Origin of the sequence: Vibrio sp. A2-1 (genome assembly GCF_021728355.1) — a bacterium.
Classification (GTDB): domain Bacteria; phylum Pseudomonadota; class Gammaproteobacteria; order Enterobacterales; family Vibrionaceae; genus Vibrio; species Vibrio splendidus_K.
The window spans coordinates 652,389-668,935 of the sequence record NZ_JAKKCO010000001.1 but is presented as its reverse complement, the minus strand read 5'-3'; the positions used below and the strand labels follow the sequence as shown (position 1 = coordinate 668,935).

Genomic DNA, 16,547 nt, shown 5'->3' with positions numbered 1-16,547 from the left:
AAACCAACAAGTAGATAGGGCAGCGTAAAGTTGCCCTCATTAAAGCCATGTAGGGTTATTGATACATGGCTTTTTTATTGCTTGTTCTTCTAAATAATATTGTTTGTTTCGCTAAATAAACTTGAGAACAGATAAAAATGTCCTTAATTATTAGAAGAGTTAGTTAGAAAGGAGGGACGACATGTATCGTTATGTCAGTTCACCGCAAGCGTCGAAGTACATCGTGCCACCACCTCAACATCGAGAGTTGTCTAGTGTGGACGTGCCTGAGTCTGAATTAGAGATGCGAGAAATATTGAATAATTGGTTTGCTGATGGTTTAGCGCCCATTATTGAAAGTGAAGATGACTACATCTCTGCGAGCGATCACGTTCGATTTGAAAAGCTCAGCGGCACCGTTGGGATGCTGTTGAGAAACAAAGATTATTATTTTGCGGCCAAACGGATTTTATCTGTGTGGGAACAAGATTGCCTTGAAACCACTTACATCAATTATCTCATTTTACGCAGTGAGCGAGTCACTTCTCTAAGGTAAGTTAATGCTGTTGCCATTAGCCATTAGCCATTAACGACTTACGGTTCGTGTTCTTACGATCTTTTTGTTTTTCTAGCGAATCAGGTAAACAAAACAGGAAAACAAAAAGGGCAAGCTTTGAGGCTCACCCTTAAGGTTATTTCTTTTACTTACGTTGCTGTTTCGGCTTAACGTTATTTTCACCCACTTCTAAGCAGGGTTATGGCTTACACCCAACCATCAAATTTGAGTCGCTTTTGAATTCTCTCGACTGCTTCTTTCTGCATTTGTCTAACACGTTCATTAGAAACATTTACATCTTGCATTTGTCCCACCTCAGACAGTGTTTTCACCTTGTTATCAAAGAAACCAAAACGGTGAATGAGAACCTTCTGTAATTTGGGTGGCAGTGTGTTTATTATTTGCTCTAGAGCTTGGGTAAAAGACTGATCTTCACAATCTTTTTGTGGGTCAGGGATATACTCACTTTCACACTGTTCAAGTACTATCGGTGCGTGGCTGAAACCAACCGTTGTTGTCACGTCAATAAACCCGCTAAGCGCCACGAGTTGGTCGACACGTTTTGCCTTTACGCCAGAGCTGTCTGACAACTCTGAAATCGAAATCTCTTTACTCATTTTTTTACTTACATCGAGCTTCTTGGACGCGAGGCTGTTTATTTCTTTGCATACGTGGGCGGGCAATCGGACAGTACGACCTTTGTTCATCAATGCCGCTTCAATATTCTCTCGAATCCACCATACGGCGTAAGTCGAAAAGCGATAACCGGGTTCGGGGTCGTATTTATCGATTGCTTTGATTAAGCCGATGTTACCTTCCTCGATCAGGTCGAGCAGCGTGAAGTTGTTGCCTTTACGTTTTAGGTAACTCTTTGCGATTTTTACAACAAGTCGCAGGTTTGATTCGATCATGATGTCACGTGCTTGCTTGTCACCCGCGCGATTCAATTTTGCGTAATACACCTCATCTTCACGCGACAGCAAATCAATCCCCACAATATCCTTTAGATAGTGAGCATAAGGTTCTGCAGTGGTAGAAAATGATTCTTTAATGGGTGTGTCATCCGTGAGCACCTGAAACGCAGCAAAACTGTCATTGTTCATTTCCTTGTCCTTTTTTAGCCGACTGAACGTTTTATTTTTTCATTTTATTATTATGCCACCAAGTGATTAACGCTTGGTTTCATTAGAGTGTAGATAACAGTTTCTTCTTTACCAATAAATAAAATGCAATTTCGTATACTTACGTCACAAAAAGATCTACAAGTATTTAACCGTTTTACATCTCATCGAACGTGTCGGTTTTTCATAGGAAACATGGACATGCATGGTTTATAAAGTATGTATTATGCATTGGTGCATGTAGATAAATCGAGTGAATTTATAGGAGCGGGCGGCATATAATTGATAGGGGAAATGAGGAGAACGTGGCAAGAGTCGAGGTTCCATGTTGCCAAAGCACCTCAGCTCTTTAACCTGTTCAGCTGACATTGTTTGCTGCGTAAAACTATAAAAACTATTAGTGAAGACTAAAAGCTGTTACGGAATACTAAAAGCTATTACTGAAGACTAAAAGTTATTACTAAAAGCTCAGTGAATTGACTAATAAGTGCTTAGCACCTCATCGATTTGTTTGTTGATGATCTTCATTTCGCTGTAGATAACAGAAAGATCATCATCTTGAGGTGCAAGCTTATTAAGTGTGTTTTGCTCGACTCTTTCTAAGGCCACGGTGGCGGTTTCTTCGCCGAAGCTGGCTAATATGCCTTTTAATGTGTGTACGGTAAAATGAAGCTTGCCCCAATCCTGTTGCTGTACCAGTTCTTGTATCTCTTCTAATGAATTGCCATGGTCTTCTTGATACACAGACAACACAGCGAAAATCACTTCTTTGTCATTATCTAAGTAGGCATTTAGGGCATCAAAATCTAGCATATAGACTCCTGTCGGCTGTATGTTGAAAATGGGCTGGGCGGCTTAGTAGAAAAACCAGATCTTAATGAATCACTGAGCCATTGGCTCCATCTTGGTGGAAGCTCTAGCTGTGCGAGCTGTTTCAAGTATTCGTGTCTAAGGTTTTCTTCTATATGAGCTTTATGGACGGCATATATATAGTCAAGTTTCGCCGCAATTGAATATGGGTAATTGTGAATGTAGTCCTTTAGTTCTTGGATGGAATCGGAATTTTCGATATTTACACAAGTAGAAGGGTCTACATCTTGTGATTCGAGTTGATGGTTTATTGTCTCCCCTCGAGCTTTTAAGCACTCTGCAACTAAGTGGTACAGGGAGTACTCGCCAAAGTGAGTTAAAAGAGGCAGCAATTGAAGCAATAAGTGAGTGGGTTGGTTGTAAAAGTTATTTGCTAACAGTGTCGAGGCTCGAATCACTTTCTTGTGAGCAACTTGAGGGCTGTTCTCAATGAGTAAAATATTACTTTGAAATAGGGCAAGGCTGGCCAGAACTTGTTGCTGTTGTTTTACCGGAAGTTTGAGGTTTACCAACTCTGTGAATTGATTAGCATGTTCCAGCAGAATGCGTTTGTACTTTAATTGTGTCTCACGTTGGTAGGTCGCCTTTAGTGAACTGAAGTGAGCGCTAATGGAATGAATAATATCAATGTCGGCAGACGATATATGCGTCGCGTACATCTCACCAAGCTTGATAAGCATCAGGGTGTTGTCGACGTTTTCTGCCAAGTCGATTGCTCTTATCGCACGGTGACTGATGCTAGGCGTCATTTCAAACGCTCTTATGGCCAGTTTAAGCGCGGGCAGTAACATATTATGTTTTTCATAAATGCAGCTTAAACAATCAATAACGTTTAATGACAACGGCTGAGCAATCAGGTAATTGTGGAGCTTTTCTATGGCTAGGTTCGGTTTACCCAAGCTGTCTAGAATTAATGCCTCTGCGACTAATTTGGTCGGGTGCATTTTCGTGTTCGAGTTGTCGATTGTGCTTGAAAGCAAATCCCATTCTTTGCCTCCAATTAAGTGTTCAATCAATGTCGCTTCAAACTGAACGCTATTGCCATTAGGGGAGATCGCTAACGCTTGTGTCAATCGCTCCAAATTAGTGATCGGATATAAGTCATTCAGTTGGGTGAGTTTCTTCGAAACGGACACAGCACTTTGAATCTTCTTGCCTAAAGATTGAGTATTGATCGGTTTAGAAACAAAGTGATGTGCTTCGCCAGAAAGGGCCGTCAATACGGTTTCCTGACGCATATCCCCAGAAACAAGAATCGTGGCGACTGTATGATCGATGAGCCTGTTTCGATAGAGGATCCCCAAAAGCTCAAACCCCGTGAAGGATTTTTCTAAGTGGTAATCGATGAGGAGTACATGAAATGAGTGCGTCTCGACCGCCTTGATGGCTTGTCGATAATCGGTCGCAATAAAGATGCAATCATGTGAAATGCCCAAGCTCGAGAGTTGCTGCTTAATAAGTATTGTTGCGCTCTTAGAGTCGTCGACAATCAAAACCCGCAGGTCTGTTGGTAAGGTCAAATCCATTTTCCTCAATACCAAATGTTATGTTTAATTTAGGTGTCAGGTTGCACATTGTCAAGGTGCCTATATCACATACAAACACTCAATAAACTATTGGTAATTAAAGAGTATTCGATAACATTTATGAAAGCCTTCAAACGCAGGCTGCGTTTACCTTATTTTTGTGGGGTTATCCGTGTTTTAGAAATAAAAAAGAGGTAAGCCGATAAGCTTACCTCTCTGTTTTCTTACTCGATTTTTTATCCGAAATGTAGCCTTTTTTGAAGCTTTACTAACTAAAAAACTAGCGCTAATCACGCATGTTAAAAATCAATACTGCCGCTAGAGCCAAGAACGCCGTCATCATTAAGAACACATCGTTGTAAGCCATGATGGCAGCGTCACGTTGCATGGTGCCAAGTAAACTTGCTTGAGCTTGTTGCATCGCCGTTGTGGCATCACTTCCTGACTGAATAAAGAACGCTTGTTGCTGCTGAAGCGTTTGCCAACCGAGTTGACTCACAGAAGGTAGCGACTCCTTGATGTGAGCCAGATGCTCACGGGTTTTGTTATCCAATAGCGTAGCGATAATCGCGATGCTGAAAGCGCCCCCTAAGTTTCGCATTACGTTGGTTAACGTTGATGCGTCTGGCGTGTCCATTTTGCTGATGTTCTTCATGGCAACCAAAGACAGCGGAACCATGATAAACGGACTACCAATAGCACGCAGAACCATAGACAAAATCAGCTGTTGGCCACCAAAATCGATTGTCATGTGCGTATTAACGTAACAACTGAAACCGAACATTGCGAAGCCAAAGGTCACCAAGTACTTAGGCTTAATTATCTGTGTTAGCTTGGGCACAATTGGGAATATCAGAAGTTGTGGGAAACCCATCCACATTAGCACTTCACCAATTTCCATCGCGTTATATTGCTGAATTTGAGTGAGATACATCGGCAGCACATAGATAGAGCCAAGCAACGCCATCCCCAAAATCAAATAGGCGATACAGGACATAGCAAACTGCCCATCCCGCAATAGCCGCAGGTTAACCAATGGCTTTTTGTGTTGGAGTTCGTTTATAACGAAATAAACCAAACTCACCGCCGACACGATACTCAAGCCAATAATAAAGCTCGAACTGAACCACTCTTCACGGTTACCTTCTTCTAGTACCACTTCCAAACAACCTAGCCCTAACGCCATGGTGGCAATACCAAACCAGTCCGCTTTTTTCAGGGTGCCAAGGTCGAGCTTTTCATCATCCAAGCCATATCGGATCATGGTGATCACAAGCAAAGCGGGCGGAATATTGATGTAGAAAATATAGTGCCATGAAAAGTTCTCCGTCAGCCAACCACCAAATGTTGGGCCGATCGATGGAGCAAAGGTCGCGGTTACGCCAAACAGTGCCATACCCACAGCACGTTTGTTAACAGGCAATAACTGAATCACTAACGAGAAAGCAAGCGGGATTAAAGCGCCACCACTGAAGCCTTGCATCGCCCGGAACACGATCATCGAGGTCATGTTCCAAGAAAACGAACACAACAAAGATGAAATGGTGAAAATGGCCGTCGTCCACGTGATATAACGGCGTTTACCGAGTGCTTTAGAAAGCCAACCACTGAGTGGAATAGCAATCATCTCTGCGACTAGATAAGACGTAGAGATCCACGAACTTTCATCTAAGGTGGCAGACAGCGCGCCTTGAATATCTTTGAGAGACGAGTTGGTGATCTGAATATCCAAAATCGCCATAAACGCGCCAATCAAACCGCCAAATAGGGCGATCCAATGACGTCTTGAAACCTCGCCATCATCATTAGTGTGGGTGACAACACCAGCGTTACTCATGGTCTAGCCTCGTTTATCGATGGTCGCTACCACAGACAAACCAGGAAGCAGTCGACCTTTCAATTCTTGCTGATCTGGAATGATGATTTTCACCGGTACACGTTGAACGATTTTAGTGAAGTTACCTGTCGCGTTTTCTGGCGGCAGTAGCGCAAACTTTGCACCAGTGGCAGGGGAGAAGCTGTCGACAACGCCTTCGAGTGGTTGTCCCGGGAAGGCATCTAATTCAACTTCTACGGATTGACCTTTATGAATGCCGCTTAACTGTGTCTCTTTGAAATTAGCTTCGATCCACACTTGGTTGTTTGGTACCAAACTCATAAGTGGCGCGCCGGCTTGAATCAACAGACCTTCTCGCACGCTGCGTTTGCCAATTACACCATCTGCTGGCGCGTAAACTTTGGTGTAATCAAGGTTAAGTTGTGCTTGATCTCTTTGTGCTTGAGCTTCAGTCACGGATGCGTTTGCTTGTTCGATTTCACTCGCAATCACGATTAGCTGATCATTACTTGCGACGAGGTTTGCTTTTGCTTCTTCAAGTTCTGCTTGGGTGACTTTTTGTTGTGCGACCATGCTGTCGACTTCATCTTGCGAAGCATAGTTACGCTTTAATAAGCTACGGGAACGCACGACTTGTTGGATTGCACGCTCGTATTCAGCTTGTGCGGAATCAACACGGCTGTCAGCTTGATTTATTTGGCTACGTTGTAACGTTTGTTGAGCGATAAGGTTGTGTACGCTTGATTGAACGACGCTTAAATGCGCATTCGCTTGAGCAAGTGCAGATTGGTAATCACGATCATCAATTTGAACCAACAAGTCACCTTGTTTAACCGATTGGTTATCACTCACGTAAGACTTAACAATATAACCCGACACCTTCGGGCTTATATTCGTGATGTCGCCTTGTAGGTAGGCATTGTCGGTAGATTCAAAGTATTGGCCATAGCCGTACCAATATCCTGCGCCAGCTAGACCTAATGACAGCATGATCGCAGTAGCAATAAGCGGGGCTTTTTTACGTTTTTTTGTGCTTACTGATTGCGAAGCGTTGTTGTTCTCTGTCATTTTTTATTTCTCATTTTGTTTTTATTTAGATGTAACGAATTGTAAATGAATTCGATTGATTGATAAGATAGGAAAAAAGGGAAACACTGTTGCAAAAATCTTACTAATATAGCTTTGGGAGAAGTACGATGGACTTAAATGCTGTGACTGTTTTTACACAAGTTGTTGATTGTGGGAGTTTTACGCACGCAGCTGAAGCATTGAACATGACCAAGTCGACCGTCAGCCGAAAGCTAGACGAGCTCGAGCAGCACCTAGGTGTGAGGTTGATCACTCGTTCGACACGAAGTTTAGTTTTAACGCCAGAGGGTGAGCGCTTTTATCAGTCGAGCATGCAGATGCAAGAGATCATGAACCAAGCTGAGTTAGAGGTTTCTGCCAATCAGGATTTGATCCGAGGGCAGTTGAATGTTGTGTTGCCTGTCGAATTGGGACATCAAGTATTAGCCACATACATCCACAGTTTCCTAAAAGAGCACCCAAACGTGACTTTGAACTTAGAACTGTCGAATCGAGAAGTTGACATCATTGCAGAGGGGATCGATCTTTACGCGCAAATTGGTGAGTTGGTGGATTCGAGCTTGGTTTCTCGCTACCTCACAACATCGAAGCGTGTATTGGTAGCCAGCCCTGAGTATTTAGAACAGTTCGGTGAAATCTCTTCACCCGATGACCTTAAGCCTCCATTTAGGATGATTGAAGTGGTGAACAAGGCGGCACGTCTACCTAAGTGGCATTTGCAATTAGAAGGCGGTGAGTCGATTTTGATCGATCTGCCGTGTCAGTTGCGAGTGAATACCATCACGGCATGCCTAACAGCGTGTGTGGATGGGCTCGGCTTGGCGGTGCTTCCTGAATTCATTTGTCGTGAGCACTTCAAGACAGGGAAGCTGATTCGTTTGTTACCTGAGTATGAGATGCCAGAAGTTTCAGTAAGCCTAGTGTATGCAGACAGACAGTTGATGCCGAAACGTAAAAAGGTCTTTATCGACTATCTACTGACTGCCTTTCAAAATAGGAAGCAAAAGTAACGGGGATAACCTTAGCGGGTAAATAAGTGCTTAGGCTTCCTATTAATCGTTTTTGCCTAAACCGTATCGAAGCTAATGATAAGTTGACTGCCAATCGACGACTTGTCCATTCGCCAATATAGCTTTGACCGACAGGGCCGCAATATCAACGTTATCGTGACGAAAGGTCTTGTTGGAGAAGTTGGCAATGATCTTACTCCCGTCACTGAACTCGGTTTGTTGAACATCTCCGTTCTTATCTAACCAGTCGAAATCGACCAACTGTTTATCCCATAACTGTTCGTGCATCGGTTCAAAGCCATTTTGATAGTGTTTCAATGCTCTGATTCTCGGGCTTGAACTTGATAAAGCTTCATCTCTGGTCAAGTGAACCATCGGTGGCGTGTTATACAGCATGGCGCTTAAGTCACGATTTGCTTGTATATTGGTGAACTTAAGGCTGTCTGAGTGCCAATGGTGCGTATTGATTACTTCATCATGGAAAACGGCTTGGTAAAGCGGAATTCGATATTGTGGCGAAAACAGTAGCGACTTGTAGGGCTCTTTAACCTCGGAGGGTTTAAAGAAGAAGTCAGGCTTGTGGTCTGGGTACCAACGACCTAAGTAATAGGGAGATCGGCGGTTCTCTTTCATGTCTTTATCTGTCCAACCAAAACCAACCGTTTCTAAGCCGTGCGCAAACGCGATGCCTTTTGTTGTTAGGCTGTTGCCGTCTTCAGATCCTAATACTAACGATGGTTGCTCGCTTAGCCACTGCATTCGGTTGTTGAAGGCAGAAAGCATATCCGATTCGTTTGTATCGCCATTACCATTGCTGTTGCTATGACTCTTGCTATGACTGTCTATAGAGCCTCTGTAATCCTCACGTGCCATGGCGGTTGCATCAACATCTAAGAACAAGCTGTTGAAGTTGCCGAATTTCATAATGTCTTGAGCGCGCTGCTTTACGTAATCTAAATGGCAATTCGGATTGAGGTAGAATCCGTTACCTCGAAACCCTTTTTTTAAGCTGCCATCCGCTAGTTCAATGGCACAACTCTCACGCATCGGCTCTGGTAATTGAGCGGTTAGCCAGCTGTCGTTCAGCTTCGCAGGAATGGCTGTGTTGTAGGAATCGTAGGTGCCGACCAGATATCCGGACTGTTTTGCCAGACCCACAGCGTTAGGTTGATAGAATGCTGGCATCCAATTATCGAATCCGAGCCAAAGTTTGTTTAAGCCTGCCTTATTTAGATTGGCAACCATGCCTGAAGACAACGCTTGTCCCCAAGTGTCTGACGAGTTTAGGTAGGGGGAGGCGTGTTCAACCAACCAATTTTTCTTATTCTGCGCTGCCACGTATTGAGCTTTGATCGTGTTGTTTTCGAGTGTCGGATTACCAACTGGATATAACACCTGCAACGACTGGCTAATAGAGTCTAACAATAACTGTTTGTGGTACTGACTGAACCAATCTTTACCCTTGGAGAGTGATGAAAGCTCTCTTTTTGCTTCCTTGGAAACGTTGAGTTTTGAGCCCTTTAGATACCAGCTTTTCAATCCCCACCAGTCGCTTACATCTTGGACGCTTAGTGGATCTTTGCCAAACAAATAAACGTGGCTCGCGCCGATCAACTTACTCACATCTGGATTGCGCTTTTGCTTTGCTACAAGTGTTTCAGACTGGTCATTATTGATGCGCCAATCTCGGTATTGTTTGGCACCATCTAACCACGAGTCTCCGAGGGTGATACGAACAATAAAAGGCTGTGACTGATTGAGCATCGTAAATTGGTGTGATGCCTTCATATCAATTTTGGTCTTTGTATTTGAGGAAGCATTAGAGGATGCATCTGAAAAGAGCAGTTGATTGTTGGTTGCATTAATCATCTGATAGCTAATGAAGTGGTCGTTCTGTTGTGCTGTCCAAAAAGGCATCTTTAGGTCTTGAGTGGTGTTGCTTCCAGAATGGTTGTCGACTAGATAACTACCCCAAAGCTTGTTATCTGTAGGTACACGCATGCCTTCGCCAAAAGGAAGAAATAGGGTCTGAGTTTGTTTTTCTGCAAGATCAAACCAAGCCAACTCTACGGGCTGGTTACGTTTCACCTGTATATTTGAAGGGAAGCTGAACTGAAAAGTGAGTTGATCTTGATTTAGTTCTGCCTCAATGTTTATTCCACTAGGTACTAAGGTCCAAGTTGCGGTCTTTGCTGAGTTAGTTTTATCGGAAAGACCAATGACTAGATTCGTCACTTTCTGTGGTTGGCTATCAACGGTGAGAGCGCCGCTGTTAACGCTTAAGCCGTTCCAATCTATCTCTAAAGTATTCGATGAAATAGAGACGGTATTGTTGGTAGCACTGTTAGCGTTGTCGCGAATACTGCTGCCGCTAATGCTATTTCCGCTAACGCTGCTGTTGCTAATACTGGTGAGCGTTATTTGGCTCGCTTGTGCGTTGGATGAAAACAGACAAGCTGTTGTTAAAGCTACAATGGCACAAGTAGAAAGATTGAGTGGGTGACGTACGCTGAGCATATCTAGATTCCGTAAAGGGTAAGTACGGTTATTACACCCAAGTAGCGCTAGTGCTTTGTCACCTATATGTCTCTATTTTCTGCATTACCTAGTTTCTCATCTTCTTCTGAATGCATTCCATTAGAAAGGCACCGCGACACGCTGCACATATTGGACTTCAATCGCGCCTTGGTATTCAAACATTTCAACCGAAGCACTCAAGTGTTTGGCATTAGTCCCTAGTGGGCTTTCTGTGGGAACGGGTGCTTGCGCTATCTTGATTGGCACTTTGTAGCCTAACAGGTTGTAGTTCTCATCGAACCATTGCCAACTCACATTGGCGTTAGGGCAGTTGTCGATCACCTTCGGTGGCGTGATCACGATATGTGGTTCGCTGAGTTTACTTTCGAGTGTTAACCATCGCTTGCTGTTGTCTAAAGCGACAACAATAGGATAGTGGTTCGAACCTATCCTTAGTTGATAAACACCAGATTCGGGTTTGATAAACATTTCACTAGTCTCAATCTCTTGATACTCATTGTTAGAAGCGAGTTGTCCATCGAGAAGGATTTTACCTCTTGGGGAAACCAGAGAGATAGGTTGTGTTTGGATTTTCGTGTCTTCACTGAGTTGCTCTGCAGCGACTTTGATTTGATAACCTTGCGATGACAGGCCGTAGCGTCGAATGAAGCTAACTTGAATGTGATGTTTCGTCTCAGTGTCTTGTCTTAGTGAAGTTCCGCATTGAGTTTGGCTCAATATCTCTTGTTTCACAGGCAGCCAAAGCTCACTATCGAGTGTTTGTTGATCGAGTGCGATTTGAAGCTCTTGCCACGCGACTTGAGGTTGTTCATCAAGCAGAGATTGATACGTATGTTGCAATGGTGTGTTGGTAAACCAAGCGGCGTGACACGCAAACGGCAAAGCGCAGATCAATGCGATTAACGAAGTGACTCTCATTATGATTCCCCAGCTAAGCGGTAACCAACGCCGCGATGTGTTTCGATCTTTAGGGTTGGCAGCTTCTGGCGCAAGCGCAGTATGTGATTATCCACGGTTCGGGTACTTGGAAAGGCTTGATAACCCCAAATCTTATTGAGTAACTCATCACGATGAAACACACGACTTTGGTTCTGAACAAACAAGACCAATAACTGGAACTCTTTAGGTTTTAACGTGATCGGGCTTTCATCCAAATAAGCGATTCGTTCTGACAAGTTGATTTGGATATTTGCGTAATTTAAGTGGCTCACCCCTAACGGACGAAGTTGGGTAATGACTCGAGCAAGCAACTCCTCGTTCGAGAAAGGTTTAGTGACGTAATCTTTGGCTCCTGCCATTAAGCCTTCTACGCGTTGTTGGACTTCCACTTTAGCCGTTAACACAATCACTGGTAGGGCTTTGAGCAGTAACCAATTCGGCAAATGTCGCAAGCTGTCACCGTCTTCGAGTTGTCGATCCAGTATCACTAGATCGGCTCGGAACCATTGCTTACTGGCACTCTCTGAATCCTTCGCCCAAAGGCATTGGTAACCATTGGACTCAAAGAAGCTGACGAGGCCCTGTCCAAGTAGATGGTCGTCTTCAATCAGCAGTAGGGTGTTCATAAGCTATTTCCAAAATACATCGGGTTGGGTTACGAAGAATAATGAGGCGGCCATTCGCTTGTTTCATCAAGTGTTCGACAATTGTGAGGCCAATGCCCATGTTGTCTTGTCTGTGATTGATATTCGGTGTTGCTCGAGATACTAACCGTTGCAGAAAAGAAGGGAAGTGACCTTCGTCTTGCACCTCAATCCTGAGCTTATCAGCGAGTTCTACCTTGACCAAAACCTCACCTATACCGTGCTGTTTAGCGTTCTTAATCAAGTTATCTAAGCAGATGGTTAGCCAGTAATACGGTAGGTTAAGTTCAGCATCACTTGAATCACATTGATACTCGATATTGTGCTTTTCACATACATGATCGAGCCACTCTTCTAATGAAGCGTTTTGCTTCAACAAAGGTTCTGACTGATCCGAACTTAGATACACTTTACTGTTTTCGGTGAGCTGAGAGAGCCTTTGATAGTCGGATATTAAACGCCAAACCGCATTTTGAGTTTCATCAGAAAAGTCATCGTAGCGATTTCTAAACATTTCGACGGTTAGACCTAGGCTAGTAATGGGCGTGCGAAGTTCATGAGTAAGAAGCTGTAAAACGAACTGCCTCTCTTTTCGTTGTTTTGTTCTTAGGTATAAGACTCTACCGAGTCCGGAAAGCAACGTTAACAGCAATGTAAAGATCAACGTTTTCATGATCAGATTGTCATTGCTAGGTTCGCTTAAGCAGACGTTGCTGTAACGAAAAGTGCAGGTTTCACCCGTCAAAGACACCTCTTGCTGCTCTGCAATAGGTAGCCAAACATTTAAGGGAATGGCTTTCCAGCCTTGTTCGCCACTTAACCAAAGCACATCGTCCTGTTGCCAAGCTCGGTACCCACTGAGCAGTGCTTCTCTGCCTTGAGCGGTTAGCGATTCTAGCTTGGTATATAAAGGGTGCTGAGGGTTGGTAATACTCAAAAACGGGCGTATTTGCTCGCTTACGTCGGGGTAAACTGCCAAATAATGATCAGCAAAACTACCACCTGCAGGGTGTCGTTTGGAGTGTGCAGCAAACCAAATGGAATCCAATGCTTGTTGCTGACACAAAGCGAGCTCAAACTCGATGGCGTCATGTAATGAAGGGTTATCGCTTTCAATCGCTCGGCAGTGATCTTGTATTGACGCTAACGCTGCGATGTCGTCCCAACTGAATTGGTTGAAATCAGGATAGCGGCTACGTTCATGAAGCAGAACTTTCGGATACTGAGCCAACTCTTGTTGAGATACTAGGATTGGGGATGATTGCCAGCTCAGTTGATACAGGGTTTGCCACTTGTCTTGCAAACTTTGGGCATTGGCTAGAGTGGGGAGCCAAAAGATCAAGCAAAGAGCTAAGGTAAACCTACGCATCCAATCATTCTCGTTAAAAGTCGTGGGGCGAGTCTAAAGAGTTTTGGACGTGATTTGTAACCTGAATGTCAACAAGTGTTCCTTTAACAACAAATTGTCGAGTGGGTCATGTTTTAAAATAATAAATTGGAAATGCAGTAAGTATCATTTGGATGGATTAAACTAGATTATTGTGTACTTATTGTCATTATTGAACGAATGGAGGGGACTATACTTGGCTCATACCTAATCAGAGGAACCACCATGAAAACACTCATTAAATCAGTATTGGCACTTAGTATATTAACAGCTGGCTCGGCTCAGGCATTCGAATTAACGAGTAATGATATTCAAGAAGGTCACCCAATGGCGAAGACGTTTGAATATTCAAGTTGGGGTTGTAACGGCGAGAACTTGTCACCGCAGTTGATGTGGAAAGATGCTCCAGCAGGAACCAAAAGCTTTGCAATCACGGCTTATGATCCAGATGCTCCGACTGAAAGTGGTTTCTGGCACTGGGTCGCGTTTGATATTCCAGCAACAGTGAGCGAGCTCCCTCGTGGTGTCGACATCTCTAAAGTGGGTGGCAAAGAAGGCCGCATAGATTATGGAACGGTAGGTTTCGGTGGCGCTTGTCCTCCTGAAAAAGATAGCATGCACCGCTACCAGTTCACGGTTTGGGCATTGCCAATGGATAAGCTCAACCTAGACGAAAACACGCCGTCGGCTGTGGTTGGGTTTACGTTGAACAGCATGGCTTTAGACAAAGCGAAACTGACTGCAACTTATACACGTTAATAGCTTATACACGTTAATAACTTATATACGTTAGTAACTTATACATGTTGATAGCATATACACGTTGATAATTTACGGACACTAATAAAGCGACCAGTTATTGATGCGATAGCTGGTCGTTAGTAATAAATAAAACAAGGGGACAAGATGAATCATCAATATGCAGTCACGGTTTTTCGCGCTGAACAGTTACAGAAACTGCGTAATGTGAGGATTCTATCCCCTAGTATTATCCAGATAATCACAGGTAGTAAGCGTCTGTTTTGGAAAGATTCAGCTGAAGAGCTATCACATTCACAGTTGTTGCTTTGTGAAGCCTCTGCCTCATTGAGCTTTGAAAATATGCCTCATAAAGGCCGTTTTCTATCGCGTGTATTCAGCTTCCATCACCAGCCAACTCAGGCAATGTTGGATTTAAGTGAGGAACGTTCAAATGATATAGGGCTACCTACAGTACAAGCTGATCGCAACTTACAAGACTCACTCAACGCTCTGTTTTCGTTTGATACACAGAGCATGAGCAAAGAGACCCAACAGTTTTGGTTGCAGGGCTTATACCAACAATTAGCTGAAAAAGGTGTGTTGCATCGATTGTTTGCTAGTGCCAACGTTTCGTTTAGCCAAAAGCTCAGCCATTACCTTTCACATTCACCTGATGATAAGCATCCGCTAGAGTCGGTCGCAGAGCGTTTTGCGATGAGCCGCGCCACGCTTATTCGAAAACTCAAACTTGAAGGCATGCAATATCGTGAGGTGTTGGCTGAGGTGCGGTTGAGTCACGCGCTTTATCTGATGCAAAACGGACAGCAGAATGTCGCGATGCTGGCTCAGTCTTGCGGTTACCAATCGGAAGGGCGTTTTAGTCAGCGCTTTAAAGGGAAGTTCGGTTTGACACCTAGCGAGTATATTAAGACCGTCGCGGTTCAATAGCCGCGAATAGTCGCGGCTTCAAATTCATACTTTCATCGTTTAAACGCTGACTTTCTTGTCTCTTGCTGCCAGTGCCGCGAAAATCGTGCACGCAAATGCAACGGATGCGATCAGCAGAATGGGAACACTCCAAGAATCTGTTTGAGCATGAAGCTTACCCACCAGCGTTGGACCTGTTGCTGCTAAAGCATAACCAATTCCTTGCGCCATACCCGACAGCGATGCGGCTTGGCTGCTATTCGATGTACGCAAGCCAACAAAAGAGAGTGCGATAATAAACGTAGAGCAGTTGGCTAATCCAAAAAGTCCCACCCAAAAGATCGCAAACTCAGGCAAATACAGCAGCCCAATTAATCCAATAAATACACTCGAAGTACAAAGCGTAATGAGCCATTGTTGGTTATCGCTTTTACCTAAGAACGGCAGTAACAGCAATCCAGGAACCATCGTCGAAAATTGTAGAAATCCATAAATGTAGCCCGCGTCAATTTCGCTGTAGCCAAGGTCGTTCAAGATCTGTGGCAGCCAACCCGCCAAAGAATAAAACGTGAATGAATTTAGCCCAAGAGCCAATGTTACTTGCCATGCAACGCCACTCTTGATCATCTTTTTCATCGGAATCGGCGTTTCTTGATGCTTGTTACTGGCCGTAGAAGAAGAGCGCTTTCTGACTTTAGGTAACCAGATCATCAGAGCTAACATTGGGAACACTATGTTCATTAACAGTGCTAATTGCCAACCCGTGATGGTGAATAAGGTTAGATTTGAAAACGGTACCATCAAACTTGAGCCTAACGTCGAGCCGATGCCCATCGTAAAGATGTACAATGAGGTGACCGTCGCAATACGTGTAGGGAAGCTAATTTTCACTACAACGGGCAACAACACGTTACCAATCGCGATACCAATACCGATCATCACAGTACCTATATACAAGGTAGTGATAACTCCAAAAGATCGCAGAGTGATCCCCGCGGTAATCAGAACTAAGCCTAATAGTAAGCTAGGTTCTAGGCCTATTCGTTGAGATATCTTGGTGACTAATGGTGAGAACAAGGCAAAAGTTAACAATGGCAAAGCCGTTAAGAAGCCAGCAGCAGAAGACGTTAGGTTGAGACCTTCCATAACCTGAGAAAGCACAGGAGCCAAGCTCGTAAAAGGCCCACGCAGGTTAAGAGCCAAGAATAGAATCCCGAGCATGACGAAAATGCTGTTACGAAGTGAGGCGCTCATAGATTGCTCTACTGTTTGCTTATGACAAGAAGTGCTAGCCTACAGGCCATTGAATGATTACACAAATACCGTTTAAATAGCGTTAAACCAAGTGATTGAACGAGAGCAGATTGCTCTATGCTAGAGAAG

At 43.9% G+C, this 16,547-nt stretch carries 14 protein-coding genes; 4 read left to right on the top strand and 10 right to left on the bottom strand.

Going from position 1 to position 16,547, the window contains the following annotated elements; genetic code table 11:
- Window positions 1-181 precede the first annotated feature (181 nt).
- Window positions 182-535: a hypothetical protein gene (locus tag L3V33_RS02900; RefSeq protein WP_017079131.1), complete on the top strand. Its 354-nt coding sequence runs from the start codon at window positions 182-184 to the stop codon at window positions 533-535.
- Between the two features lie 206 nt (window positions 536-741).
- On the opposite strand, the gene L3V33_RS02895 is transcribed toward L3V33_RS02900, so the two are convergent.
- The 5 genes from L3V33_RS02895 to L3V33_RS02875 all read right to left on the bottom strand — a co-directional run bounded on the left by L3V33_RS02895 (window position 742) and on the right by L3V33_RS02875 (window position 6,957).
- The gene (locus L3V33_RS02895) at window positions 742-1,638 is read right to left on the bottom strand and encodes a sigma-70 family RNA polymerase sigma factor (protein WP_237288930.1); all 897 of its coding nucleotides are present in this window, start codon (window positions 1,636-1,638) and stop codon (window positions 742-744) included.
- Window positions 1,639-2,136: 498 nt separating this feature from the next.
- On the bottom strand, window positions 2,137-2,469 hold the full coding sequence (locus L3V33_RS02890) for an Hpt domain-containing protein (protein ID WP_017079133.1): 333 nt from the start codon (window positions 2,467-2,469) through the stop codon (window positions 2,137-2,139).
- The gene (locus L3V33_RS02885; RefSeq protein ID WP_237288929.1) at window positions 2,463-4,052 is read right to left on the bottom strand and encodes a response regulator; all 1,590 of its coding nucleotides are present in this window, start codon (window positions 4,050-4,052) and stop codon (window positions 2,463-2,465) included. Before L3V33_RS02885 ends, L3V33_RS02890 begins: the two co-directional genes overlap by 7 nt.
- 286 nt (window positions 4,053-4,338) lie before the next feature.
- A complete protein-coding gene (locus L3V33_RS02880) occupies window positions 4,339-5,889 on the bottom strand; it encodes a DHA2 family efflux MFS transporter permease subunit (protein ID WP_237288928.1) in 1,551 nt (516 codons plus the stop codon).
- A 3-nt stretch (window positions 5,890-5,892) separates the two neighbouring features.
- Window positions 5,893-6,957: an HlyD family secretion protein gene (locus L3V33_RS02875; RefSeq protein ID WP_017094011.1), complete on the bottom strand. Its 1,065-nt coding sequence runs from the start codon at window positions 6,955-6,957 to the stop codon at window positions 5,893-5,895.
- 128 nt (window positions 6,958-7,085) lie between these two features.
- On the opposite strand from L3V33_RS02875, the gene L3V33_RS02870 reads away from it, so the two are divergent.
- Complete coding sequence (locus L3V33_RS02870; RefSeq protein WP_017092646.1) at window positions 7,086-7,988, top strand: LysR family transcriptional regulator; 903 nt, start codon at window positions 7,086-7,088, stop codon at window positions 7,986-7,988.
- Window positions 7,989-8,060: 72 nt separating this feature from the next.
- On the opposite strand, the gene L3V33_RS02865 is transcribed toward L3V33_RS02870, so the two are convergent.
- From L3V33_RS02865 to L3V33_RS02850, 4 genes are all read right to left on the bottom strand, one after another.
- Window positions 8,061-10,505, bottom strand: coding sequence for a glycoside hydrolase (locus L3V33_RS02865; protein ID WP_237288927.1), 2,445 nt, complete (start codon window positions 10,503-10,505; stop codon window positions 8,061-8,063).
- Window positions 10,506-10,625: 120 nt separating this feature from the next.
- Window positions 10,626-11,444: a DUF2861 family protein gene (locus tag L3V33_RS02860; RefSeq protein WP_237288926.1), complete on the bottom strand. Its 819-nt coding sequence runs from the start codon at window positions 11,442-11,444 to the stop codon at window positions 10,626-10,628.
- A complete protein-coding gene (locus L3V33_RS02855) occupies window positions 11,444-12,091 on the bottom strand; it encodes a response regulator transcription factor (RefSeq protein WP_054546940.1) in 648 nt (215 codons plus the stop codon). The genes L3V33_RS02860 and L3V33_RS02855 overlap by 1 nt, the downstream gene beginning before the upstream one ends.
- Window positions 12,069-13,478: a DUF3404 domain-containing protein gene (locus tag L3V33_RS02850; RefSeq protein ID WP_237288925.1), complete on the bottom strand. Its 1,410-nt coding sequence runs from the start codon at window positions 13,476-13,478 to the stop codon at window positions 12,069-12,071. Before L3V33_RS02850 ends, L3V33_RS02855 begins: the two co-directional genes overlap by 23 nt.
- 243 nt (window positions 13,479-13,721) lie before the next feature.
- Between L3V33_RS02850 and L3V33_RS02845 the strand changes: the two genes are divergently transcribed.
- Together L3V33_RS02845 and L3V33_RS02840 are read left to right on the top strand one after the other, a co-directional pair.
- Window positions 13,722-14,255 carry a YbhB/YbcL family Raf kinase inhibitor-like protein gene (locus L3V33_RS02845; RefSeq protein WP_237288924.1) on the top strand — a complete coding sequence of 178 codons (534 nt, stop codon included), beginning with the start codon at window positions 13,722-13,724 and terminating at the stop codon, window positions 14,253-14,255.
- A 147-nt stretch (window positions 14,256-14,402) separates the two neighbouring features.
- Window positions 14,403-15,185: a helix-turn-helix transcriptional regulator gene (locus L3V33_RS02840; protein ID WP_237288923.1), complete on the top strand. Its 783-nt coding sequence runs from the start codon at window positions 14,403-14,405 to the stop codon at window positions 15,183-15,185.
- Window positions 15,186-15,224: 39 nt separating this feature from the next.
- On the opposite strand, the gene L3V33_RS02835 is transcribed toward L3V33_RS02840, so the two are convergent.
- Window positions 15,225-16,418, bottom strand: coding sequence for an MFS transporter (locus L3V33_RS02835; RefSeq protein WP_135457777.1), 1,194 nt, complete (start codon window positions 16,416-16,418; stop codon window positions 15,225-15,227).
- Between the last annotated feature and the right edge of the window lie 129 nt (window positions 16,419-16,547).